Genomic DNA, 22,993 nt, shown 5'->3' with positions numbered 1-22,993 from the left:
AGCTAAGCCTTACAGCGCCGATGGTACTGCAGGGGGGACCCTGTGGGAGAGTAGGACGCCGCCGAACAATTCTTGAGAAAGAGCCCCAACTCCGGGTGAGCCCGGGAGTTGGGGCTCTTTCGCGTTTTCCGGACCCGTCCGCCGGTGTCCCGACGCCATGTCGCAACGGTCCGTCGCCGGGGCGCTCTCAGCCGTCAGGCAGCCGCCCGGTAGCCGTCGTGGGGTCGTCGGGCAGTCGGGGAAGAGCAGAAGACGGATGACGGGGAAAGCCCAGAGCAGAGCAGAAGGAGGACTGTGGAGGGAGAGTTGTCAGACCGGCAGCTCGTCGTGTGGCCAGCGGGCACGGGCCTGCTCCCGCGACCGGAGCAGAGCCAGGGTCGGTAGACCCCGGTCCTCTCCGGTGTCCAGCAGCTCCGGCAGCCGGGGAAGTGGAGCCACGGCGGCGACGTCGTCCAGGACGAGCGTCAGTGGTGGGTCGAGCCGACCGGAGGATGACCGTTCGGCCATGCGCCGGCCACGCTCGACCACGCTGGAGACGAGGGCCGTCAGGAGCGGCATCGCACCTGGGTTCGTCCTGGGGTCCTCGATGGATTGACCCACCACATAAAGCGTGCCCCCTTCCTGAACGAAGGAATCCAGGGCGAGCGCATCAGTTCGGTTGGGTGTGCAGGCGTCCCGGACATTGACCGTGAACAGCGCGGACAGCGCCCGGGTGAGCAGTTCCTGGGCCATGTCGCGGCGCTCGGGGTGGGCGGTGAGCGCCGCCTCCAGTTCGCCCGCCGCGCCGAACGCGGCCTTCGGGCTCGTCCGCAGTGTGCGCACGGCGTCCTGGACCTGTGTGCCCTGCGACCAGCGGTGGACATGGCGGATGGTGCGGCCGTCGATGGCGGCGGCGTGGAGGTAGCTGCGCAGCAGCAGGACGGCGGTGTCGCCGACCGCCTGGTCGAGGCGGGAGGTGGGACGCACGGGGGAGAGGAGCGCCGCGGCTCTCTCCTCCGCGGTCTGCTTGTCCTCGCAGGCGGCGGTGGGGGACCAGTGGACGCGGGCCGGGGTGTCGCAGGCGTGCGTGGGGTCGTAGAGGTGGACCGGGCCGAGCTTGGCACGGGCGTCCTTGGTGTCCTGCCACAGGGCCGGGTCGGAGGTGACGACGAGGGTGGGTCCCTCCGCGTCCCTGATGGCCTCGGCCGCCATGGTCCGGCGGCTCTCCGCGGGGCCGTACAGCACCGGGCCTCGGGGGCGGCGGACCTCCCAGGCCGGTTCGCGGAGTTCCTCCGTCCGTGGTGGGGGGAGTGTGGGCTCGGCCTCTGCCGGGCGGGGCTCCGACGGCCGTGAGGGGGCCGGCGCCGCGGCCGTGGCCCGTTCGATGGCCGCCGTCCGCTCCGCGTTCCGTCCGGCCCGGCGCGATCGCCAGCGGGCCACGGTGCCGATGACGAAGACCGTCAGGACGAACAGGACCATCAACTGGCCGATGAACAGGCCCCAGAAGAGGCCGTGGCCGGACAGCTGGGTCTCGGGGGCGTCCGGCCAGGCGCCGGGGATGTCGTGGGGCCGGCCGATGAGGTGGCGCATGGCCAGGGGGGTGCGCGTGAAGGAGACGCCCTGTGGCCACACGCCGTGGGAGAACAGACCCGCCAGGCCGGTGGCCGTCCACACCAGCAGGGTCATGCCGAGGAGGAACGCGAGTATGCCGACCAGCAGGCCGTCGGGGACGCCGCCCTGGCCGCCCGCCCGGCCGGCACCCTGCGCACGGCGGTTCTCCGGTCCCACGCTCCGTCCCCTCTACGCCACCGTCGATTCGGAGTCGCCCAGGTGCTGTTCCACGAAGGCCGCCGCCCGTTCCTCCGCCTCCAGCTCGGCCGCGCGCAGAGCGTCGTCCGCGAGGTCGGTGGAGGACTCCGTCATGGCGCGGTCGGTGAAGACCAGCGGCCGCTCGGACTCGGTGATCAGGTGCTTGACGACCTGCACGTTGCCGTTGACGTCCCAGACCGCGATGCCCGGCGTCAGCGTCGGGATGATCTCCACGGCCCAGCGGGGGAGACCCAGCACACGGCCCGTAGCCCGCGCCTCGTCGGCCTTCTGCGCGTAGACGGTCCGTGTCGACGCCATCTTCAGGATCGCCGCCGCCTCCTTCGCCGCCGCGCCGTCCACCACGTCGGACAGGTGGTGGACGACCGCCACGAACGACAGGCCCAGCCGGCGCCCGAACTTCAGCAGCCGCTGGAACAGCTGTGCCACGAACGGGCTGTTGATGATGTGCCAGGCCTCCTCGACCAGGAAGATGCGCTTCTTGCGGTCGGGGCGGATCCAGGTGTGCTCCAGCCACACACCGACGATCGCCATCAGGATCGGCATGGCGATGGAGTTGCGGTCGATGTGGGACAGGTCGAACACGATGAGCGGGGCGTCCAGGTCGATGCCGACGGTCGTCGGGCCGTCGAACATGCCCCGCAGATCGCCGTCGACCAGGCGGTCCAGGACCAGGGCGACGTCCAGACCCCATGCCCGCACATCGTCTATGGCGACGTTCATCGCCTCGGCCGACTCCGGCTCGGGGTGCCGCAGCTGCTCGACGATGTCGGAGAGGACCGGCTGGCGTTCGACGATCGTCTCGTTGACGTAGGCGTGGGCGACCTTGAGGGCGAAGCCGGACCGCTCGTCCAGGCCGTGCCCCATCGCCACCTCGATGATCGTCCGCAGGAGCGCGAGCTGGCCCGTGGTCGTGATCGAGGGGTCAAGGGGGTTGAGCCTGATGCCGTGGTCCAGGGCGGCCGTCGGGTCGAGCCGGATGGGTGTTATCCCCAGCTCCTGCGCGATCAGGTTCCACTCGCCGACCCCGTCCTCGCCCTGCGCGTCGAGGACGACGACCTGCCGGTCGCGGAAGCGGAGCTGGCGCAGGACGTACGTCTTCTCCAGCGCCGACTTGCCGTTGCCGGACTCGCCCAGGACCAGCCAGTGCGGGGCCGGGAGCTGCTGCCCGTACAGCTGGAAGGGGTCGTAGACGTAGCCCTTGCCGGAGTACACCTCGCGGCCGATGATCACCCCCGAGTCGCCGAGGCCGGGCGCGGCCGTCGGGAGATAGACCGCCTGGGCCTGGCCCGTCGAGGTGCGCACCGGCAGGCGGGTCGTCTCGACCTTCCCGAACAGGAAGGAGGTGAAGGCGTCCGTGAGGACGGAGAGCGGGTCCCGCATCAGCGCATCAGCCCCTACCTTCGGATTCCGGTGGCGAACGGCAGCGTGTTCACGAACGCGCGGTGGTGCTCGCGGTCGCACCACTCCAGCTTCAGGTACGACTTTCCGGCCGAGGCCCTTATCGTCCGCTTGTCGCGGTTCAGGGCCTCCGGGGAACGGGAGGAGACGGTGATGTAGCCGACCAGGTTGACGCCGGCGGCGCCGCTGGCGAGGTCCTCGCCGCGCTGGTCGAGTCGGTTGTGGGCGGCGATGTCGCGCGGGTCGACGGTGCGGTTCATCTTGGCGGCGCGGGACGCCTCGGCCTCGTCGTTGGTCTTCTCCGTCAGCATCCGCTCGATGGCGACCTCGGTGGGTTCCAGGTCCATGGTCACCGCCACGGTGCGGATCACGTCCGGGGTGTGCACCAGGAGAGGAGCCAGGAAGTTGACGCCGACGGGCGTCATCGGCCACTCCTTGACCCAGGCCGTGGCGTGGCACCAGGGGGCGCGGGTGGAGGACTCCCGGGTCTTGGCCTGGAGATAGGTGGGCTCGGTGGCGTCAAGCTCGGCCGGCCAGGCATTGCGCTTCGTCATCGCCTGGATGTGGTCGATGGGATGGTCCGGGTCGTACATCGAGTGGATGAGGGAGGCGAGCCTGCCCTGCCCCAGCGGCTGCCGGACGCGGATGTCGGCCTCCTGCAGCCGGGAGCAGATGTCGGTCAGCTCACGGGCCATGACGACGGCCAGGCCGGCGTCCCGGTCGACCCTCCGGCCGCCGGCCTGCGGCCGGGCCGCGCGCGCCATGGCGTTGGCCTCGGCGGCCAGTTCCCGGGTGTAGTGCATGCAGGCGACGAGGTAGGCGCGGTGCTGCTCGCTGCTCGTCGACACCATCGACAGCAGCTGGTCGTACGACTGCTGGAGCCACGACGGCGCCTTGTCGTCCCCGCGGGCGATGACGTCCTTGGCGTGGGCGTCGGGGTCGGCGGGCAGGGTGCGGGCGAGCATCTGGAGGCGGGTGACGAACCCGTCGCCGTTGGCCACGTGCTTGAGCAGGGTGCCGAACCGGTCGACGAGGGCCTCCTGGTCCTCGGAGTCGCGCAGGCCGACGCCGGGCCCCTCGATCTCGATGGCGGCGGTGACGGTCCGGCGGTCGGCGTGCAGCAGCACGGCGATCTCGTCCGGCCCGAACGGCGCGGCCAGCCAGCTCAGCCGGCCGATGCCGGGCGGCGATCCGACCTCGATCTCCCGGCCGTCGACGCGGGTGCCGGCCTCCATGGCGGTGGAGCGGTAGGTGGCGCCCCGGCGCAGGGTCCGCCGGTAGCTCCGGTTGATCTCGAACCACCTGTAGAAGGTGCGGTTCCGGTAGGGCACGTAGACCGCTGCCAGCGCGATCAGCGGGAAACCGGTCAGCAGCCCGATGCGCAGCGGGAGGACGGGGACGAGGAGACCGCACATCATGCCGAGGAACGCGCCCACGATGATCAGAGCGATCTCGCCGGTCTCGCGGTTGCGGCCGACGATCGCGTTCGGCCGGGCGCGGCCGATCAGGTATGTACGGCGGGGCGTGACCGGATGGGACACGTGGGACTCGGTCGTCAACGCCCTTCACCTCCCGTGCGGTTGGTACTGCTGTTGCGGGTGTTGCTGGCGTGGGGAGTGTTGACGGCGGTGCTGGAGCGGGGCGGGGGTGCGGCGGAGGGGACAGATCCGCCGCCACCACCGGTCGAGGTGCGGCTGCCGTGCGCGGTGACGCCACCGGACGCCGGGTTGGCCGGGCGGGGAGTGCTCGTCGCGGTGGCCTGGCCGCCGCCGTTGCTGTCGGCCCGGCTGCTGTGGGTCTTGATGCCCTGGGCGACGAGGGTGGCCGGAGAGCTGATGACCGCGGCGGCCTTGCCCTCGGCGCCCTGCATGATGCGGTTGTTGCGGGAGTTGGCGATCTCGTCACCGAAGCCGGGGACGAACCGGTAGATCATGCCGCTGGCGAAGATGGCGAGCAGGATGATGGCGAGCCCGGAGACGACGGCGGCCAGGGAGTCGGGCCCGTCGTCGGTGCTGAGCGCACCGGCGAGCCCGAGGACGATCACGATGACCGGCTTCACCAGAATGACCGCGATCATGATCCCGGCCCAGCGGCGCACGTGGCCCCACAGGTTCTTGTCGACCAGGCCGGCGTAGACGACGACGCCGAGCAGCGCGCCGACGTAGAGCAGGACGGCGCGCAGGAACAGCTCCAGATACAGCACGCCCGCGGCGAGGATGGAGACCAGCGACACCAGGATCAGCATGATCGGGCCGCCGCCGATGTCGTTGCCCTGCTTCAGAGCCGCCGAGAAGGTGCCGAAGAACGTGTCCGTCTGGTCCCCGGTCGCCGATGCCAGCACGTCGCTGACACCGTCCGTCGCCGAGACGACCGTGTACAGGATCAGCGGCGTGAAGGCGGAGGCCAGGACCGTCAGCCACAGGAAGCCGATGGCTTCCGAGACGGCGGTGGTGAACGGCACGCCGCGCACCGCGCGCTTGGCCACCGCCAGCAGCCAGAGCACCAGGGTGAGGATGGCCGACGCGGCGAAGACGATCGCGTACTGCTGGAGGAACCTCTGGTTCGTGAAGTCGACGCTCGCGGTCGCCTTCACGGCTTCGCTGAGCTTCTCGACGGTCCAGGAAGCGGCGTTGGCGAAGCCCTTGGCGAGCGAGCTCAGCGGATCGAGTGTGCCGGTGGGGTCGAGGGAGGGAGAGGTGCCGGAGGAGCCTTTGGAGCCGTTGCCGCGCTCGCAGTAGTCCTTGGCGGGGCCACGGATGAGGTCGCAGGGGTCGTTGCCCGAGGTGGGGGTCGGTGTCGGCGCGGCCAAGGCGCGGGTGGCCAGCAACAGCAGCGTGGCCTGTCCTGCTGCAACGGTGGCTGTGAGTTTGAGGAAGCGGTGGCTAGCGCGCATACGTGAACCCTCCGTACTCCTCGACGGCCTTCGTCATGTCATCGGCGGTGGAGGCTTTCTGATCGCGGCCGACTGGCACGGGCCCGTCCTTCTGCCGAAAGTCGGTGACCTTCCAGTCGCTGTCGACCCACCTCAGCTGGTAAGTGGTGGTGTACCAGCTCTCGGATACAGGGTTGGTCGATGCCTCGCCGGACAGACCGAAGAGCGAGGTGTACCAGACTTCGACTGTCGCGCTGTCCGCCCTCGATGCGGTGACCTTGGTTCCCACCGGAACGACCCGGGACACGAAGGTCTGGTCGGCAGGAGCAGTGCCGTCCTTGCCGAGGCCGATGTTGGCGAGGAACCTCTCGCTTGAGTAGGCAGCGTCCAGGTCCGTCTGGCGGGCGGTGGCGACATCGGGGGCGTAGACGGTGCTCACGATCTCGTGCCGTCTGGCCGCGTTGAACATTTCGGCCGACCCCAGCGCCACCGCATAGTTCGCCGCCGCGCTCTGCGCGCCCTGCTGGTCGTGGGCGAAGCCTGTCGGGATGGCCCCGGGTGAGGCGTGCACCGGGCGTACCCCGCTCGCGGCCGTGGCCGCTGACTGCGGTTTGGAGCCGTTGGCGGGGCCGCCGTCGGCCGATGAGGAATCGTCTCCTCCACGGTTCGCGAAGGCGATCGCGGCGATGAGGAGGACGACGACGCCGACGACCGTGACCAGGCTGCGGGAGGAGGAGCGGGCGGTGCGCCGGGCGCCGCCGTACGGGTCGCCCTCGGGCAGCCGGGTGCGAGTGTGGCCCGTACCGCCGTAACCGTGCTCGTCACCGGGACTCATGCCGTGGACGCCCCCCTCGACGTCGTGCCAGGACATGCGGACACGTGGATGTACGACGGTAGCCGTGCTGGCTCCCGTGCGGGCGCGGTGTGGTGACTCGACATCAGGGAAACGCAACCTCAGCCGGTGGGCACGACGGGCGGGTGGGGTGGAGGGAACCGGACCGGGTGCGGCCGGAGAGGACGAAGTGGGAGGGGCGGTGCAAGGCGGGAGGGGTGGGGCGGGCCGGAGGGGTTACACGGCCATGCCGTACACGATGGTGAACAGCGTGCCCAGCGAGCCGATGATGAAGACGCCGGTCAGTCCGGCGATGATGAGCCCCTTGCCCTGCTCCGCGCTGAAGGTGTCCCTCAGGGCCGTGGCGCCGATCCGCTGCTTCGCGGCGCCCCAGACGGCGATGCCGAGGCAGAGGAGGATGGCGACGGCCATCACCACCTCGATCATCACCTTGGCCTCGTTGCCCAGGCTGCCGAACGGGCCCCAGTCCGGAGCGATCCCGCCGATGATGGTGTTGATGTCTCCCTTGTCGGCCGCAAAGAGCATGTAAGTCACCGCCCCTGTTGGGTAGTTCCACAGTCCCCTGCGGAGTGCAGAGGTCAGCCTCATTGTCGCCGACAATCTCGCCGTCGTATGTCGACTTGGCGTCATTGATTGGCGGGATTCGCACGAACAGCTTGCCAACACCACCTCACCGCTCCTCACCGGGACCGGTCTGCCGGTGAGGAGCGGTATACGAGTGGTCGTATCGTCACTCTGTGTATCACGGCAGGTCACGCCGGGCAACGAGGACGGAGCGGAACCTGTCGTGTGGTTCCGTCGTTGACCCACTTCTACGAACACGCCGTGTTCTTGACGGCGGGTCGGGTGAGGGGCCGTCGCGATGTTCCCACGGCGCGGGGTGTGTGGTGCGCTCTCGGTTCAGCGGGGCCTGAGGCCGTACAGCAGGTGGTGGACCTGCTCGTCGAGGCCGGCGAGGGCTTCCTCGGGTGTGAGGGCGCAGCCGGCGACGAGGGCGGCGAGTCCGTGCATGCCGGCGGCGATGACCATCATGATCCGTTCGGGGTCGCCCGCGACGATCTCGCCGCGCGCCTGGGCGTCGGCGACGATGCGGGTGAGGGAGTCGAAGGACTCCTCGACGGCGGCGGCGAGCCGGTCGGAGCTGTCGGGCTCGTGCTTGCGCGCGAACATCAGTTCCAGGAGCGCGGGGTTGTCGATGGCGAACCCGAGATAGGTGCGGGCGAGCGCGCCCATGCGCTCGTCGATGGGCCGGTCGGTGGCGTCGGCGGCGGCTAGATCGCGGAGCAGCCGCTCGTATCCGGCCAGGGCCAGGGCGTCCAGCAGGGCTTGCTTGTCCTTGAAGTGCCGGCCGGGCGCGGCGTGGCTGACGCCGATGTCGCGGGCGAGTTCCCGCAGGGAGAGTGCGGCGGCGCCCTTGTCGCGGAGGGTGCGCTCGGCGCTCTTGAGCAGGGCGGCGCGCAGGTCTCCGTGGTGGTAGGGGCGGCTTGCGGGCATGGGCACCATCGTAACGCGATGTTGTCGTTGACATCATTGTTGGCGTTGCCTACATTGAGGGGATGGCGGATCAGAAGAAGGACTCGACGAGCACGTGGACGGCGGCCTCGCTGCCCGACCTGTCCGGTCGCACGGCGGTGGTGACCGGCGCGAACAGCGGGATCGGCCTGGTGGCGGCCCGGGAGCTGGCCCGGGCGGGGGCGCACGTCGTCCTCGCCGTACGGGACGAGGGGCGCGGCAGGGCCGCCGCGGCACAGGCCGGCGGCAGCACGGAGGTGCGGCGGCTCGACCTGGCGGACCTGGCGTCGGTGCGGGACTTCGCCGCCGGCTGGGACGGTCCACTGGACGTGCTGATCAACAACGCAGGTGTGATGATGGTGCCGCAGCAGCGGACGCGGGACGGCTTCGAGCTGCAGTTCGGGACCAACCACCTGGGACACTTCGCGCTCACCAATCTGCTGCTGCCGCACGTGACGGACCGTGTGGTGACGGTCGCCTCCGGAGCGCACCGTTGGCGCGGCGCGGCGGTCCACTTCGACGACCTCGACATGGCCGCCGACTACGACCCGCAGCGTGCCTACGCCCAGTCCAAGCTGGCGAACCTGCTCTTCACGCTGGAACTCCAGCGCCGGCTGACGGAGTCCGGGTCGCCGGTGCGCGCGGTGGCGGCCCATCCGGGATACGCGGCCACGAACCTCCAGAGCCACGCCGGGAACCCCGTGCTGCGGGTGCTGATGCAGGCCGGCAACCGCCTGATCGCGCAGTCGGACCGGGCGGGCGCACTGCCGACGCTGTACGCGGCGGTGGAGGACGTGCCGGGGGCGAGCTACGTGGGGCCCGACGGGTTCGGGGAGTTGCGCGGGGCGCCCACGCTGGTCGGTCGCTCCCGAGCCGCGAGCGACCCGGCGGTGGCGCGGCGGCTGTGGGCGGTGTCGGAGAAGCTGACGGGAGTGGGCTTTCCCGCCGAGACGGGCGCAGCGGGCCGTTCGCCCGGGACGCCTGGCTGAGCCGGTCGGAGGCTCTTCGGTCAGGACGCAGGTCCGCGGCGGGCGCGGGTCGTCCGGCCGGGGGCCGGCGTCGGCCGGGGAGCACGCGCGAGGGCAGCGGTGCACGCGGCTCGGGATGCCCGGGCCGGCGGCGCGGGTGAGCGGTTCCGGTGTTTCTCTCAGGTTCGTCGGTCACAGTGGTTCCCGATGGACAGAGAATCCCGTTCCCCGGGCCCCCGGCGCCTCGCGCTGTTCGCCGCGCTCGTGCTGCCGGTCGTCACCTCCTCGTCCCTCGCGGTCGCCGACGCCGGCACGGGTCCCCTCGGGGTGACCGCCGGGGCGGTGGTGAGCGAGCGCAGCGACCGGGTCGGGGTGCTGTTCCGCGACGGGGACGACGTCGTCGGGGGGCACTTCTGCACCGCCTCGGTCGTGCACAGCCCGCGGCGCGATCTCGTCCTCACCGCCGCCCACTGCCTCGACGGCGCCGGGGAGCTGCTGTTCGCCCCCGGGTACCGCGACGGGCAGGCCCCGCACGGCGTCTGGAAGGTGGCCCGGCGGGTGCTGCCCGAGGGGTGGGCCGAGCGGCAGGACGAGGACAGCGACGTCGCCTTCGCCGTCCTCGAACCCGATCGGGCGGGGGACGGGATCGAGGACGTCGTCGGCGCGGAGCGGTTCGCCACCGGGACGGTCACCGGCGCCACCGCCGTCACGGTCACCGGGTATCCGAGCGACGGTGAGACACCGGTCACCTGCACGAACAAACCGACCGCACAGGGCCGTACGCAGCAGCGCATCGAGTGTCCGGGCTTCAGCGGGGGGACGAGCGGCAGCCCCTGGGTGAACGGGGACGGGAAGGTCGTCGGCGTCCTCGGTGGGCACGAGCGGGGCGGGAACACCGACGACGTCTCCTACAGCGTCGCCCTCGGGACCGAGGCGGCGCGGCTGTACGGGGAGGCGGTCTCCGCGCCCTGAGCAGGTTCCGGCGGTGCGTCAAGGCGCCCGCGCCGCGCGGCTCGCCTCTACACTGACCTCGGCGTACTCCCGGGCGGTGAGGGGCGGTTGACGGTGCGGAAGGTGTGGATCGGGGCGACCGCCGCTGTGGCCGCCACCCTCGGGTTCGTCATGGTGCTCGTCGCCGGCGTGTACATCGTCGCCGGGACGATGCTGGGGGGCCTCGGCGGCGTCGGCAAGGCGCTGGCCAAGGGGGCCGTGCCCGCCGCCTACCAGACGCTGGTGCAGAAGTGGGGCAACCTGTGTCCGGCGCTCAACCCGGCGCTGCTCGCCGCGCAGCTGTACCAGGAGAGCGGGTTCAACCCGCGGGCCAAGAGCCCGGCGAAGGCCGAGGGGATAGCGCAGTTCATCCCGGGGACGTGGGCCACGCACGGCATCGACGGCGACGGGGACGGCGACCGCGACGTGTGGGACCCGAACGACGCGATCCCGTCGGCCGCGTCGTACGACTGCGAACTCGCCTCCTACGTCAGGGATGTGCCGGGCGACACGACGAAGAACATGCTCGCCGCGTACAACGCGGGAGCGTACGCCGTCATCAAGTACGGGGGAGTGCCACCGTACAAGGAGACTCAGAACTACGTCCGGGTCATCACGACGCTCCAGGACTCCTTCGCCGCCCCGGTGAAGCGGGTCGATCCGTCGAAGCAGGCCGCGGGCGCCATCTACTTCGCGCAGAAGAAGCTCGGCACCCCCTACCTCTGGGGCGGCGACGGCACACCCGGCCAGGACGGACGGTTCGACTGCTCGGGGCTCACCAAGGCCGCCTACGACACCGTCGGGATCACCCTGCCCCGTGTCGCCAACGACCAGTACAACGCCGGACCGCACCCGGGGCGGGAGGAGTTGCTGCCCGGGGACCTGGTGTTCTTCTCCGACGACCTCACCGACTCCCGCGCCATCCGGCACGTGGGGATCTACGTGGGCGGCGGATACATGATCGACGCGCCGCGGCCGGGGGCCGTCATCCGGTTCGACCCGATCGACACGCCGGACTACTTCGGGGCCACCCGGGTCACCGAGGATGGCGCGAAAGCGCTCCCCACGACTGTCTGACGCCGCCTGGGGTCCCACCCCCTGAGCTGCGGTGATGGATCTCTCTTCGATAACGTCTGCGTGATCATTCAGTGGAGGGCGGAACGTATTCACGGGGGCCGTGCGTTCCTGTTGACGACCGGTGATCCACGGGGGTGGGCACAGGCGGCGCACGGCCGGTGCGTCCGGGAGAACGACGTAAGGGGCCGCGGCACCATGGCTGGACTCGCCGAATCCGGGGCGAACCCCGACGTCGACCTGCTCTACGACGTCAACGGCCTCGCCAAGGACGCACCCCGCTGGTTCGACACGGTCATGGCGTACGTCGGCGAGTACGGGCTGCTGCTCGCCATGGTGCTGCTCGTGCTGTGGTGCTGGCGGACCGTGCGGCGCCGCGGCGCCGAGGACGCCGTGTCCTCCGTGGCCGCGCTCGTCTGGGCGCCGCTCGCCGCCGCGATCGCCGTGCTCGTCAACGTCCCCATCCGCGGCTTCGTGGAACGGCCCCGGCCCTTCCTGGACCATCAGGGTCTGGACGTCCTCGTCTCCGGCAAGACCGACTACTCGTTCGTCAGCGACCACGCCACCATCACCATGGCGATGGGCGTCGCCCTCTTCGTCGCCCACCGCAGGTTCGGGCTCGTCGGGATAGGGATCGCACTGCTGGAGGGCTTCTGCCGGGTCTACATGGGTGTGCACTACCCGACCGACGTCGTCGGCGGCTTCGCCCTCGGTACGGCTGTCGCCCTGCTGCTGTCGCCCCTCGCCATGGCCCTGCTCACCCCGGTGCTGAAGGCCGCGGAGCGGTCGCCTCGGGCGGGATGGGTGGTGCGCAGCCGGTCGGCGGCGGGGACGCGCGGGGGCGCCGTCCCCGGCACGCGCGGCGAGCAGGTCGTGGAGACCGAGGAGCGCGATCTCGCCGCCTGACGGCCCGTGCCGGTGCCGGCCGACCGGTCGTGGCCGGCCGCCGCGGGGCCCGCGTCCCGCCTACAGGGCCTGCGGGTAGCTGAAGACGCGGTCCGGGTCGTACTGCCTCTTCACCTGCGTCAGACGGGTCGCCGCCGCGCCGTAGTAGGCCGTGCGCCAGTCCTTCAGCGTGGGATCCGTGTAGTTCTGGTAGGCCGCGCCGGAGGCGTACGGGCGCATCGCGTCGTGCGCCGCCGTCAGCCAGGACCGGGCCGCCGTACCGTCCGTGCCCGCGTGCCAGGAGGCGATGTACTGGGCCAGCATCCGCGAGCGGCGGTGGACGAAGGCCGTCGCCGTCGGCGGGACGCGGTTCACCTCACCGCCGAGGGCGGTGAGCATCACGGTGCCCGATCCGCCGCGGACGTTCTTCACCTGCGCCAGCAGGGCCCGGACCCCGGTGGCCGGAACCGAGCGGTCGAAGAGGTCGGAGCGGCCCGTGTACGTCTCCCGGTGCAGGGCCCCCTGCGGGGAGCGGCCCGGCGTCGGGCCCGGCAGGTGGCACTGGTCGTCGTCGGTGAAGGCCGAGCAGCCGGCGTAGATCTCCATGGCCTCCTCGTAGGAGCGCCGACGCAGCGAGACGCTGGCCGCGTTCGCGCCGACGCGGGAGGCGAGGCGGTCGACGGCGTTCTGGAGTTCGCCGTACGTGCCGAGGGAGAAGGCGGAGACGGTGACCGTGGGAGTGCCCGCGGTGTAGTTCGCCAGGTGCAGTGCCGACCAGATCTCGTCCGGCTGGGACGGGCCCCACTCCTGCCAGGCCTCCAGCACGGCGGCCGCCCTGGACCAGGGCCAGGACAGGTAGGCGGTGACGGCCTGCGGCGCGGGATGGGTGCGGAAGCGCAGTTCCGTGACGACGCCGAAGTTGCCGTTGCCCGCGCCGCGCAGTGCCCAGAACAGGTCCGTGTGGTCGGTGGCGTCGGCGGTGAGCCGGGTGCCGTCCGCCGTGACCAGCGTCGCCCCGGTCAGGCTGTCGCAGGTCAGGCCGTAGGCCCGGGACACCACGCCGTGGCCCCCGCCGAGGGCGAGCCCGGAGACGCCCACGGTCGGACAGGAGCCGGCGGGGATCGTCGCGCCCTTCGCGGCCAGCGCGCGGTAGACGTCGATGAGCTTGGCCCCGGCGCCGACGACGGCCGTGGCGCCGGAGGCGCGGACGGTGTCGAGCCGGGAGACGTCGATGACCAGGCGGCCGTCGCCGGAGGACCAGCCGGCGTAGGAGTGGCCGCCGTTGCGGATCGAGACGGCGACACCGTGGGCGCGGGCGTGGGTGAGGGTGGTGCGGATGTCGTCGGCGTGGGCGACGTAGGCGACGGCGGCGGGCCTCAGGGAGTCGAAGCGGGTGTTGTACAACTGGCGGGCGGACTGCCAGTCGGCGTCGCCGGGCCGGACCAGGGTGCCGTCGAGGTCGCCGGCCAGCGCGGTCCAGGCGGCGGGGCCGGGGGAGGAGGTGGTCCCGCCCGGCGACGGGGAGCCGGGTGCCCTGCTCGTGCCGGTCCCTGTGCTGCCGGTGCTGCCGGTCGCGGTGGGTGTGCAGGCGGTGGTGGTCGTGAGTGTGGTGAGGGCGGCTGCCGTGCCGCCCATGAAGGTGCGCCGGTCCATGTGCTGGCCTCTTCCTGCCCCTGGGCTTCTGTGGAGGGGGACGGGATGTGGGGGGACGGGGGTTCCAGGGTGGACCGGTGCCGGGAGGCGCGATCCGGCGGGGGTGTGCGATCCGGGGCGGCGGGGGCGGTGAGGGGACGCGGGGGCTGCGGGCGGGCACGGGGGCGGCAGGGGGCCGGCGGCGGCCGGGCCCTGTGACCGCCGGGTCGCCGGCCGGGCTCTCGGGTCGGGTCCGGGGGTGCCGGGGGTTCGGTCCCGGCCGGCGGGGTCGCGGACGCTAGCGCTGCGGGTGGCCCCCGGTCACCGCGCCCGCGTGGTCCTCCGCGTCGGCCCGCGCCAGGCTGCGCGCGCGGCGGGCGGGGCCGTGCCAGCCGCAGGTGCAGTGGGCCAGGCAGAACCGGCCCTTTTCCATGGTGGTCGTGTGGTGGTCCTGATCGGGGGCGACGGGGTCGTCCTGCTCGGTCACAGGGTCAACGGTAGCGCGGGAAGCCCCCTGCGTGACGGGGGCACTTACCCGTCGTTAACCGGACGACAGGGGTCCAGTGGCGGACGTACCGGTGGTGGGCAGGCGATGGCTGAGCAGCGGTGGCGGCAACGGCGGCTGAGGGATGCGGGCGTCGCCGTCGGGGTGGCGGCATGCCTGTGTGCCGGCGGGTGTTCCGGGCGCGATGCCGTCGCGGGCGACGCGCGCGCCGGTGGGGATCCGGTGCAGACGCTCCGGGCAGCCGCCGACCGGCTGGTGGAGGCGGGCAGTTCGAAGGCCCGGACGTCCATGGAGATGGCCACCGGGGGGACCCGGGTGACCATCCGCGGGGCGGGCGTGTACGACTACCGCCGGCAGATGGGCCGGCTCACCGTGGTGCTGCCGCAGGATCCGGCGGGGAGCAGCGAGCACCGCCCCATCACCGAACTCCTGGCCCCCGGGGCGCTGTTCATGAAGAACCGGGGCGCCGGGGTGCCCGCGGACAAGTGGGTGCGGGTGGAGACCGCCGGGCTGTCCGACGGGAACCTGGTCACCGGCGGGGCCACCGACCCGTACGCCGCCGCGGAGTTGCTGCGCGGGGCGCGGTCGGCGACGTACCTCGGCCGCACCGAGGTGGCGGGGGCCGAGGTGCGGCACTACCGCGGCACCGCCGATCTCGGGGAGGCGGCGACGCGGGCGTCCGAGGCGGGCAGGGGGCCGTTGCGGGCCGCGGCGAAAGGGTTCGCCACCGCGGTCGTGCCGTTCGACGTGTACCTCGACGACGCGGGACGCATCCGCAAGGTCCGTCACCGGTTCAGTTTCGTCAACGGGCAGCGGAAGGACGCCGTGGCCGTCGCCTCGACGACGCTGCTGTACGACTTCGGCGCCCCGGCCGACGTACGGTTGCCGAAGAGCGAGGACATCTACGCCGGGAAGATCGCCGAGTGAGCGGCCGGGCGCCGGACCGGGGCGGCGCGGCGGCCGGGTGGCCGGGTGCGTGGCCAGGACTAGCCCTTCCGTGCCATGCGCGGCGCACCGGTCGCTCCCTACTCTAGGAAGCCGGTAACGGCAGAGATGAGGTGATGCATGTGGCTCCGGTCGGCGGTACGGCGGTTCAGGACCACGTGGCCCTCGCCGAGATCGAGCTGTGCGGAGAGCTGATCATCGCGGCCTCGGCCGCGGACGAGGACCGGCTCAGCCTGGCGAGCATCGACGAGGTGCTGAGGGTCGCCGAGGAACGGGAACGCGATCCCGGGCGCTGAGCGTCAGGTCCGCAGCAGGCGGGCGATCGCCTTGGTCGCCTCTTCCACCTTGGCGTCGATCTCGTCGCCGCCCTTGAGGGCCGCGTCGGCGACGCAGTGGCGCAGGTGCTCCTCCAGCAGTTGCAGGGCGAAGGACTGCAGGGCCTTGGTGGAGGCGGAGACCTGGGTGAGTATGTCGATGCAGTAGACGTCCTCGTCGACCATCCGCTGCAGCCCCCGGATCTGGCCCTCGATGCGCCGCAGCCGCTTGAGGTGCTCGTCCTTCTGCTCGTGGTATCCGTGCACGCCGCGGTCGTGGTCGGTCACCACGTTCGTGCCGACCGCTTCCGCGGCGGCGGAGGGCGCACCTGCGCCGGCCCCGGTGGTCGTCATCGCGTCCTCCACGGTGTAAGGGAAAAACGGGCATATACCCCTGGCGGGTATATAGTAGCGAAGTTCACCGGTAAGAAGGGGTCGCAGCCCCCGTGCCGAACACTCTGCCCCATGGGCGACACTGGGGAACGGCCCGATAGCCGAGGCCGGATGATGCGCCTAGCATCAGCCTGACCGAAAACCGATGCATCCCGAGGACCCCACGTGCGCTTTCGTCTGACCCCCAGGGAGACGAGCTTCTATGACATGTTCGCCGCATCCGCGGACAACATCGTCACCGGCTCGAAGCTCCTGATGGAACTGCTCGGGGCGGACACCTCCGCCCGGGCCGAGATCGCAGAGCGTATGCGGGCCGCGGAACACGCAGGCGACGATGCCACGCACGCGATCTTCCACCAGCTGAACTCCTCGTTCATCACGCCGTTCGACCGCGAGGACATCTACTCCCTCGCATCGTCCCTCGACGACATCATGGACTTCATGGAGGAGGCCGTCGACCTGGTCGTCCTCTACAACGTCGAGGAACTGCCCAAGGGCGTCGAGCAGCAGATCGAGGTGCTGGCGCGGGCTGCGGAGCTCACCGCCGAGGCCATGCCGCACCTGCGGACCATGGACAACCTCACCGAGTACTGGATCGAGGTCAACCGGCTGGAGAACCAGGCCGACCAGATCCACCGCAAGCTGCTCGCCCACCTCTTCAACGGCAAGTACGACGCCATCGAGGTCCTCAAGCTGAAGCAGATCGTGGATGTGCTGGAGGAGGCCGCCGACGCCTTCGAGCACGTGGCCAACACGGTGGAGACCATCGCGGTCAAGGAGTCCTGAGCGGCACCATGGACACCTTCGCCCTGGTCGTGACCATCACGGTCGCGCTCTTCTTCACGTACACCAACGGTTTCCACGACTCCGCCAACGCCATCGCCACCTCCGTCTCCACGCGGGCGCTGACCCCGCGGGCGGCGCTGGCGATGGCCGCCGTCATGAATCTGGCCGGTGCCTTCCTGGGCTCCGGGGTCGCCCACACGGTGAGCAGCGGCCTGATTCAGACACCCGAGGGATCGAAGGGGATGGGCATCCTCTTCGCCGCCCTCCTCGGGGCGATCCTGTGGAACCTGATCACCTGGTACTTCGGCCTTCCCTCGTCCTCCTCCCACGCTCTGTTCGGAGGCCTGGTCGGCGCGGCGCTCGCCGGCGGCACGCAGGTTATCTGGTCCGGGGTCATCGACAAGGTCATCATCCCCATGGTGGTCTCCCCGGTGGTCGGCCTGATCGTCGGCTACCTCGTCATGTGCGCGATCATGTGGATCTTCCGGCGGACCAATCCGCACAAGGCCAAGCGCGGCTTCCGCATCGCCCAGACCGTGTCGGCCGCCGGGATGGCGCTCGGGCACGGCCTCCAGGACGCCCAGAAGACCATGGGTGTCGTGGTGATGGCACTGGTCATCGCCGATGTGCAGGGTGTCGACGACCCGATTCCGGTCTGGGTGAAGATCGCCTGTGCCGTGATGATGTCGCTCGGCACGTACGCGGGCGGCTGGCGCATCATGCGCACCCTGGGCCGCAAGATCATCGAGCTCGACCCGCCGCAGGGGTTCGCCGCCGAGGCGACGGGCGCGTCGATCATGTTCGCCACCGCCTACATCTTCAAGGCGCCGATCTCCACGACCCACGTGATCACCTCCGCGATCATGGGCGTCGGGGCGACGAAGCGGCTGAACGCCGTGCGCTGGGGCGTGGCCAAGAACATCGTCATGGGCTGGTTCATCACCATGCCGGCGGCGGCACTCGTGGCGGCCGGCGCCTTCGGCGTGGTGAACCTGGCATTCCTCTAGGGGCCGGTGGTGCGAGGGCGGAGCCTGCCGCACGACGCGCGACGGCTCCCTGGCCGGGGCCGCCCGGCAGGCAGCGGTGCCGCACGCCGGACCGGTGGGGTCCACCGGCGCGCGGACCTCGTCCACCACGGCACCGGGAACCCCGCGGTCCCTGCGCTGGCGCCCCGCCGCAGGAGCTTCAGCCTCCCCGGCCCTGCCGCAGGGAGGATCGTTTCGGCCGGTGGCGTCGTCCCGGCCGTTCCGCACACCGTGACCGGTGCGGTCGTTTCGGCCCGACGATGCAGGGGCCCGCCCCCTGGGAGCCAGGGGGCGGGCCCTTCTGCGTCCCCGCGGTGGCACCGCCATGCAGCACCGCGAGGGGTCTTCACCGGCTTCGTCCGGGGCCGGCGCCGTCCGCGCCGGCGGCCGGATCAGCCGAAGCGGCCGGAGATGTAGTCCTCGGTCGCCTGGACCGACGGGTTGGAGAAGATCCGCTCCGTGTCGTCGATCTCGATCAGCTTGCCGGGCTGACCGACGGCGGCGAGGTTGAAGAACGCGGTGCGGTCCGAGACACGGGCCGCCTGCTGCATGTTGTGCGTCACGATGACGATCGTGAAGCGCTCCTTCAGCTCACCGATCAGGTCCTCGATGGCGAGGGTGGAGATCGGGTCCAGGGCCGAGCAGGGCTCGTCCATCAGCAGGACCTTCGGCTGCACGGCGATCGCCCGCGCGATGCACAGGCGCTGCTGCTGGCCGCCGGAGAGACCGGAGCCCGGCTTGTTCAGGCGGTCCTTGACCTCGTTCCAGAGGTTGGCGCCCTGGAGCGACTTCTCGACGATGTCGTTCAGCTCGCTCTTGCGGTAGTTGCCGTTCAGGCGCAGGCCCGCCGCCACGTTGTCGAAGATCGACATGGTGGGGAAGGGGTTCGGGCGCTGGAAGACCATGCCGACCTCGCGGCGGACGGAGACCGGGTCCACGCCGGCGCCGTACAGGTCCTCGTCGTCGAGCAGCACCTTGCCCTCGACCCGGCCGCCGGGGGTGACCTCGTGCATGCGGTTGAGGGTGCGCAGGAACGTCGACTTGCCGCAGCCGGAGGGGCCGATGAACGCGGTCACCGTGCGCGGCTCGATGGTCATCGAGATGTCGTCGATCGCCTTGTGGGAGCCGTAGTAGGCGGACAGTCCGCTGACGTCGATTCGCTTCGCCATTGCTTCTTCACTTCCAAACAGTCGCTGTGGGGGTCGCCGTCAGCGACCGGCCCCGCGGCGGTAGCCGCTCAGTGTTGGCTCGGGGCCTTCCAACGGGCGATGCCGCGGGCCACCAGGTTGAGGATCATCACGAAGGCGATCAGGGCGAGTGCCGCCGCCCACGCACGGTCGTACGCCGCGTTGGCGCCCGAGCTGTTCGCGTACTGCTGGTAGATGTACAGCGGCAGCGAGGCCTGCGGGTCCTCGAAGGGGTTGTTGTTGATGAAGTTCGTGCCCCAGACCAGCAGCAGCATCGGAGCGGTCTCGCCGGTGATGCGCGCGACCGCGAGCATCACGCCCGTGGTGATGCCGCCGATGGAGGTCGGCAGGACCACCTTGAGGATGGTGCGCCACTTCGGTACGCCGAGCGCGAGGGAGGCCTCGCGCAGCTCGTTCGGTACGAGCTTGAGCATCTCCTCGGTGGAACGGACCACGACCGGCATCATCAGGATCGACAGGGCCAGCGAACCGGCGAAGCCGGAGTAGCCCATGTCGAGGATGAGGATCCAGAAGCTGAGGATGAACAGACCGGCGACGATCGACGGGATGCCCGTCATGACGTCGACGAAGAAGGTGATGGCTTTGGCGAGCCTGCCCTTGCCGTACTCGACCAGGTAGATCGCGGTGAGCACGCCGATCGGCACGGAGATCAGGCTGGCGAGGCCGACCTGCTCCAGCGTGCCGATGATCGCGTGGTAGATGCCGCCGCCGGGCTCGGTGTCGGCGACCACGCCCATGGAGTGGGTCAGGAAGTAGACGTCGAAGACCTTCACGCCGCGCTTGACGGTCTCCCACACCAGGGAGGCCAGCGGGATCACGGCGAGGAGGAAGGCGACCCAGATGAGACTGGTCGCGATGCGGTCCCTGGCCTGCCGGCGGCCCTCGACCCTCGCGGCGATCCCGTAGGTCGCGACGACGAAGACGACCGCGGCGATCAGGGCCCACTGGATGGAGCTGTGCAGTCCGGCGGCCGCGCTGGTACCGAGGCCGACCGCGACGCTGCCGGCGATGATCGCCAAGGGGGACCACTTGGGCAGGTGGCCGCCGCGCAGCGTGCTCCGGTGCTTGCTCGTGAGGGTGGTGCTCATGCGTTGGCCCCCGAGTACTCGGCACGGCGGGCGATGATCAGGCGGGCCGCACCGTTGACCAGAAGGGTGATGACGAACAGGACGAGACCGGAGGCGATCAGCGCGTCACGCCCCTGCTCGGTCGCCTCGCCGAACTTGCTGGCGATGTTCTGGGCGAAGGTGCCGCCGCCCGGGTCGAGCAGGCTGGCCTTGATCTCGAAGGTCGGGGAGAGCACGGTGGCCACCGCGATGGTCTCGCCGAGTGCGCGGCCGAGGCCCAGCATCGAGGCGGAGATCACGCCGGAGCGGCCGAAGGGGAGCACCGACATGCGGACGACTTCCCAGCGGGTGGCGCCGAGGGCGAGCGCGGCCTCCTCGTGCATCCGGGGCACCTGGCGGAAGACCTCGCGGCTCACGTTGGTGATGATCGGCAGGATCATGATCGCGAGCAGGATGCCGACGGTGAGCAGGGAGCGCGGGGCGCCGCCCTGCCAGTCGAAGATGCCGGTCCAGCCGAGGTAGTCGTCGAGCCAGCCGTAGAGGCCGTCCAGGTTCGGGACGAGGATGAGGGCGCCCCACAGGCCGTAGACGATCGACGGCACGGCGGCGAGGAGGTCGATGACGTACGCGATGGGGCCGCTGAGGCGGCGGGGCGCGTAGTGCGTCAGGAAGAGGGCGATACCGACGGCCACCGGGACCGCGAGGGCCATGGCGATGATCGAGGAAACGATTGTGCCGAAGACCAGGACCGCGATGCCGAAGTCCGGCGGGGTGACGTTGGTGTTCCACTCGAAGGTGGTGAAGAAGTTGCCCGTGTTGTCCGGGAGGACCTTGAAGGACCGGTAGGTCAGGAAGACCGCGATCGAGGCCATGATCAGCAGAAGCAGAATGCCCGAGCCGCGGGACAGACCGAGGAAGATCCGGTCACCGGGTCGGGTGGCGCCGCGAACGCTGCGCTTCTGGTCGGACTGGCCGGGCCGTGGACTGGGCGGAGGTGCTGTTTTGGTGTGCGTCGATATGTCCATGAGGTTCTCCGGTCTGCGGAGCCGCTCGTGGTGGGCGGCTCGGGCGGGGCCGGGTGGCGGCCCCTGGCGGCGGTGCACCGGATGGTGCGGTCCGGACCCGGGTGGCGGATCCGGACCGCACGCTCAGGTCAGCTCAGGTTCGCGATGGCCTCGCGGACCTTGGTGGCGATGTCGCCCGCGAGCGGGGCGTAGCCGGCGTCGGAGAGGATGCTCTGGCCGTCCTCGCTGGCGATGTAGGTGAGGAAGGACTTCACGGCCGGCAGGGTGTCGGCCTTGTTGCCCTTGTCGCAGACGATCTCGTACGTGACCAGGCTGATCGGGTACGCGCCCGGGGTGGACGGGTTGTAGTCCAGCTGGAGGGCGAGGTCGTCGCCGGTGCCGACGATCTTGGCGGCGCCGATCGCCTTGGAGGCGTTCTCGGTGGTCGCCGCGACCGGCTCGGCGGCGGCGGTCTTGATCTCCACGGCCTTCATGCCGTCGGCGACGTAGGACAGCTCGAAGTAGGAGATGGCGCCCTCGGTCTGCTTCACCTGCTGGGCCAGGCCGGAGGAGCCCTGCGCGGACTGGCCGCCCTTGGCCTTCCAGCTCTTGCCGGGCTCGTACTGCCAGTCGCCGGCGGCCTTGAGGTACTTGGTGAAGTTGTCGGTGGTGCCGGACTCGTCCGAGCGGTGGAACGCCTGGATCTTCAGGTCGGGCAGCTTGACGCCGGGGTTCAGCGCCGCGATGGCCTTGTCGTTCCAGTTGGAGATCTCGCTGTTGAAGATCTTGGAGAGCGTCTTGGCGTCGAGGACGAGGGTGTCCACGCCCGGCACGTTGTAGCCGACCGCGATCGGGCCGCCGACCATGGGCAGGTCGATGGCCTGGCCGCCGGAGCAGACCTTCTTCGACTCGGTGATCTCGTCGGGCTTCAGCGCGGAGTCCGAACCGGCGAAGGCGGTCTGGCCCTGCAGGAAGTTCGTGATGCCGGCGCCGGAGCCGTTGGCGTTGTAGTTGATCTGCACGCCGTTGCAGGCGGCCGTGTACTGCTTCACCCAGGCGTCGATGGCGTTCTTCTGCGCCGAGGAGCCGGCGACCTGAAGCTGGCCCTTCGCGTCGTCGCACTTGATGTTGCTGGCCGGAGCGCTGGCGGCGCCGCTGCTGCTGCTGCCGCTGCTGTTCTTGTCGCCCGTGTCGTCCGAGCCGCACGCCGTGAGGGCCAGGGCGCCGGAGACGGCAAGTGCGCCGAGGGCGAGGGCCCGCCGGTTCATGCGCTGAAGCTTCACTGAGGAACGTCCTTCCGGGAGCCGCCGTCCTGAATTCGGCGGCGTGCGAAGTCTTTGGTCATGCGGGCGCGTCCTCGAGACCGCGGTCCGCACCGGGTAAGGCCGAAATTAGGCAGATCAGGTGAAGCCGCCTGTGGACGTAAATGAACGGCGGGTGAACCCCTGTGGACGGTGCGGTTAGGTCACGGAAGGCTTACGCCGAGGACACGGCGGGGTTCCGGGCTCTGTTCGGCGCACGGCCGTGATGCGGCTGCGGTGCGGCCGCCTCGCGGGGCGTGCGGTACGGGCGGGGTCCGCGCCGGGTGCGGCCGTGGCCGGGGTGCCGCGGGGCGGGGTGCGGCTGGGCGCGGCGGGGTGCTGTGGGGTTGCGGCGGGGTTACGGCGGTGGGGGGTCGGGATCGCGGTCGGGGCCGTGGTCGGGGTGTGGGCTTCGTTCGGGTGCCATGCGATCACGGCTTGTCCGATATGTC

At 70.7% G+C, this 22,993-nt stretch carries 22 protein-coding genes; 8 read left to right on the top strand and 14 right to left on the bottom strand.

Features of this window, described 5'->3' with window-relative positions:
• Nucleotides 1–309: 309 nt before the first annotated feature.
• The 7 genes from I3F54_RS23730 to I3F54_RS23700 form a co-directional block, all read right to left on the bottom strand.
• Nucleotides 310–1,767 carry a type IV secretory system conjugative DNA transfer family protein gene (locus I3F54_RS23730; RefSeq protein WP_240120880.1) on the bottom strand — a complete coding sequence of 486 codons (1,458 nt, stop codon included), beginning with the start codon at nt 1,765–1,767 and terminating at the stop codon, nt 310–312.
• A 12-nt stretch (nt 1,768–1,779) separates the two neighbouring features.
• Nucleotides 1,780–3,189 carry an ATP-binding protein gene (locus I3F54_RS23725; protein ID WP_240120879.1) on the bottom strand — a complete coding sequence of 470 codons (1,410 nt, stop codon included), beginning with the start codon at nt 3,187–3,189 and terminating at the stop codon, nt 1,780–1,782.
• A 14-nt stretch (nt 3,190–3,203) separates the two neighbouring features.
• The gene (locus tag I3F54_RS23720; RefSeq protein ID WP_240120878.1) at nt 3,204–4,766 is read right to left on the bottom strand and encodes an SCO6880 family protein; all 1,563 of its coding nucleotides are present in this window, start codon (nt 4,764–4,766) and stop codon (nt 3,204–3,206) included.
• The gene (locus I3F54_RS23715) at nt 4,763–6,100 is read right to left on the bottom strand and encodes a hypothetical protein (protein WP_240120877.1); all 1,338 of its coding nucleotides are present in this window, start codon (nt 6,098–6,100) and stop codon (nt 4,763–4,765) included. The genes I3F54_RS23720 and I3F54_RS23715 overlap by 4 nt, the downstream gene beginning before the upstream one ends.
• A complete protein-coding gene (locus tag I3F54_RS23710) occupies nt 6,090–6,914 on the bottom strand; it encodes a hypothetical protein (RefSeq protein WP_240120886.1) in 825 nt (274 codons plus the stop codon). The genes I3F54_RS23715 and I3F54_RS23710 overlap by 11 nt, the downstream gene beginning before the upstream one ends.
• Nucleotides 6,915–7,148: 234 nt before the next feature.
• The gene (locus I3F54_RS23705) at nt 7,149–7,457 is read right to left on the bottom strand and encodes a hypothetical protein (protein WP_014673544.1); all 309 of its coding nucleotides are present in this window, start codon (nt 7,455–7,457) and stop codon (nt 7,149–7,151) included.
• Nucleotides 7,458–7,832: 375 nt separating this feature from the next.
• Nucleotides 7,833–8,435 carry a TetR/AcrR family transcriptional regulator gene (locus I3F54_RS23700; protein ID WP_240120876.1) on the bottom strand — a complete coding sequence of 201 codons (603 nt, stop codon included), beginning with the start codon at nt 8,433–8,435 and terminating at the stop codon, nt 7,833–7,835.
• A 53-nt stretch (nt 8,436–8,488) separates the two neighbouring features.
• Between I3F54_RS23700 and I3F54_RS23695 the strand changes: the two genes are divergently transcribed.
• The 4 genes from I3F54_RS23695 to I3F54_RS23680 all read left to right on the top strand — a co-directional run bounded on the left by I3F54_RS23695 (nt 8,489) and on the right by I3F54_RS23680 (nt 12,382).
• Entirely contained in the window at nt 8,489–9,433 is a 945-nt protein-coding gene (locus tag I3F54_RS23695) for an oxidoreductase (protein ID WP_240120875.1), read from the top strand.
• A 186-nt stretch (nt 9,434–9,619) separates the two neighbouring features.
• Nucleotides 9,620–10,384 carry a serine protease gene (locus I3F54_RS23690; RefSeq protein WP_240120874.1) on the top strand — a complete coding sequence of 255 codons (765 nt, stop codon included), beginning with the start codon at nt 9,620–9,622 and terminating at the stop codon, nt 10,382–10,384.
• Nucleotides 10,385–10,471: 87 nt separating this feature from the next.
• Complete coding sequence (locus I3F54_RS23685) at nt 10,472–11,479, top strand: bifunctional lytic transglycosylase/C40 family peptidase (protein WP_240120873.1); 1,008 nt, start codon at nt 10,472–10,474, stop codon at nt 11,477–11,479.
• A 195-nt stretch (nt 11,480–11,674) separates the two neighbouring features.
• Nucleotides 11,675–12,382, top strand: a complete 708-nt coding sequence (locus I3F54_RS23680) for a phosphatase PAP2 family protein (protein ID WP_240120872.1) — start codon at nt 11,675–11,677, stop codon at nt 12,380–12,382.
• A 60-nt stretch (nt 12,383–12,442) separates the two neighbouring features.
• Here I3F54_RS23680 and I3F54_RS23675 read toward each other — a convergent pair whose 3' ends face one another.
• On the bottom strand, nt 12,443–14,014 hold the full coding sequence (locus I3F54_RS23675; protein WP_240120871.1) for an FAD-binding oxidoreductase: 1,572 nt from the start codon (nt 14,012–14,014) through the stop codon (nt 12,443–12,445).
• 277 nt (nt 14,015–14,291) lie between these two features.
• A complete protein-coding gene (locus I3F54_RS23670; protein WP_240120887.1) occupies nt 14,292–14,480 on the bottom strand; it encodes a hypothetical protein in 189 nt (62 codons plus the stop codon).
• Nucleotides 14,481–14,585: 105 nt separating this feature from the next.
• On the opposite strand from I3F54_RS23670, the gene I3F54_RS23665 reads away from it, so the two are divergent.
• Nucleotides 14,586–15,425, top strand: coding sequence for a hypothetical protein (locus tag I3F54_RS23665; RefSeq protein ID WP_240120870.1), 840 nt, complete (start codon nt 14,586–14,588; stop codon nt 15,423–15,425).
• Nucleotides 15,426–15,559: 134 nt separating this feature from the next.
• Nucleotides 15,560–15,739, top strand: a complete 180-nt coding sequence (locus tag I3F54_RS23660; RefSeq protein ID WP_240120869.1) for a hypothetical protein — start codon at nt 15,560–15,562, stop codon at nt 15,737–15,739.
• Nucleotides 15,740–15,742: 3 nt separating this feature from the next.
• Here the strand turns inward: I3F54_RS23660 and I3F54_RS23655 are convergent, their stop codons facing one another.
• Nucleotides 15,743–16,111 carry a metal-sensitive transcriptional regulator gene (locus tag I3F54_RS23655; protein WP_240120868.1) on the bottom strand — a complete coding sequence of 123 codons (369 nt, stop codon included), beginning with the start codon at nt 16,109–16,111 and terminating at the stop codon, nt 15,743–15,745.
• A 204-nt stretch (nt 16,112–16,315) separates the two neighbouring features.
• Between I3F54_RS23655 and I3F54_RS23650 the strand changes: the two genes are divergently transcribed.
• Together I3F54_RS23650 and I3F54_RS23645 are read left to right on the top strand one after the other, a co-directional pair.
• Complete coding sequence (locus I3F54_RS23650; protein WP_031154207.1) at nt 16,316–16,936, top strand: DUF47 domain-containing protein; 621 nt, start codon at nt 16,316–16,318, stop codon at nt 16,934–16,936.
• Between the two features lie 8 nt (nt 16,937–16,944).
• Complete coding sequence (locus I3F54_RS23645) at nt 16,945–17,943, top strand: inorganic phosphate transporter (protein WP_240120867.1); 999 nt, start codon at nt 16,945–16,947, stop codon at nt 17,941–17,943.
• A gap of 410 nt (nt 17,944–18,353) precedes the next feature.
• Here I3F54_RS23645 and pstB read toward each other — a convergent pair whose 3' ends face one another.
• The 4 genes from pstB to pstS all read right to left on the bottom strand — a co-directional run bounded on the left by pstB (nt 18,354) and on the right by pstS (nt 22,523).
• Nucleotides 18,354–19,130 (bottom strand): phosphate ABC transporter ATP-binding protein PstB, encoded by a 777-nt coding sequence (gene pstB / locus I3F54_RS23640; protein WP_240120866.1) that lies wholly within the window; start codon nt 19,128–19,130, stop codon nt 18,354–18,356.
• 68 nt (nt 19,131–19,198) lie between these two features.
• On the bottom strand, nt 19,199–20,257 hold the full coding sequence (pstA, locus tag I3F54_RS23635; protein ID WP_240120865.1) for a phosphate ABC transporter permease PstA: 1,059 nt from the start codon (nt 20,255–20,257) through the stop codon (nt 19,199–19,201).
• Nucleotides 20,254–21,261, bottom strand: coding sequence for a phosphate ABC transporter permease subunit PstC (pstC, locus tag I3F54_RS23630; protein ID WP_240120864.1), 1,008 nt, complete (start codon nt 21,259–21,261; stop codon nt 20,254–20,256). Before pstC ends, pstA begins: the two co-directional genes overlap by 4 nt.
• Nucleotides 21,262–21,389: 128 nt before the next feature.
• Entirely contained in the window at nt 21,390–22,523 is a 1,134-nt protein-coding gene (gene pstS / locus I3F54_RS23625; protein ID WP_240120863.1) for a phosphate ABC transporter substrate-binding protein PstS, read from the bottom strand.
• Nucleotides 22,524–22,993: the final 470 nt, after the last annotated feature.

Origin of the sequence: Streptomyces sp. MUM 2J (assembly GCF_022414535.1) — a bacterium.
GTDB lineage: Bacteria > Actinomycetota > Actinomycetes > Streptomycetales > Streptomycetaceae > Streptomyces.
Note: the sequence above shows the minus strand (reverse complement) of the source record. Positions and strands in the feature narration are given on the sequence as shown.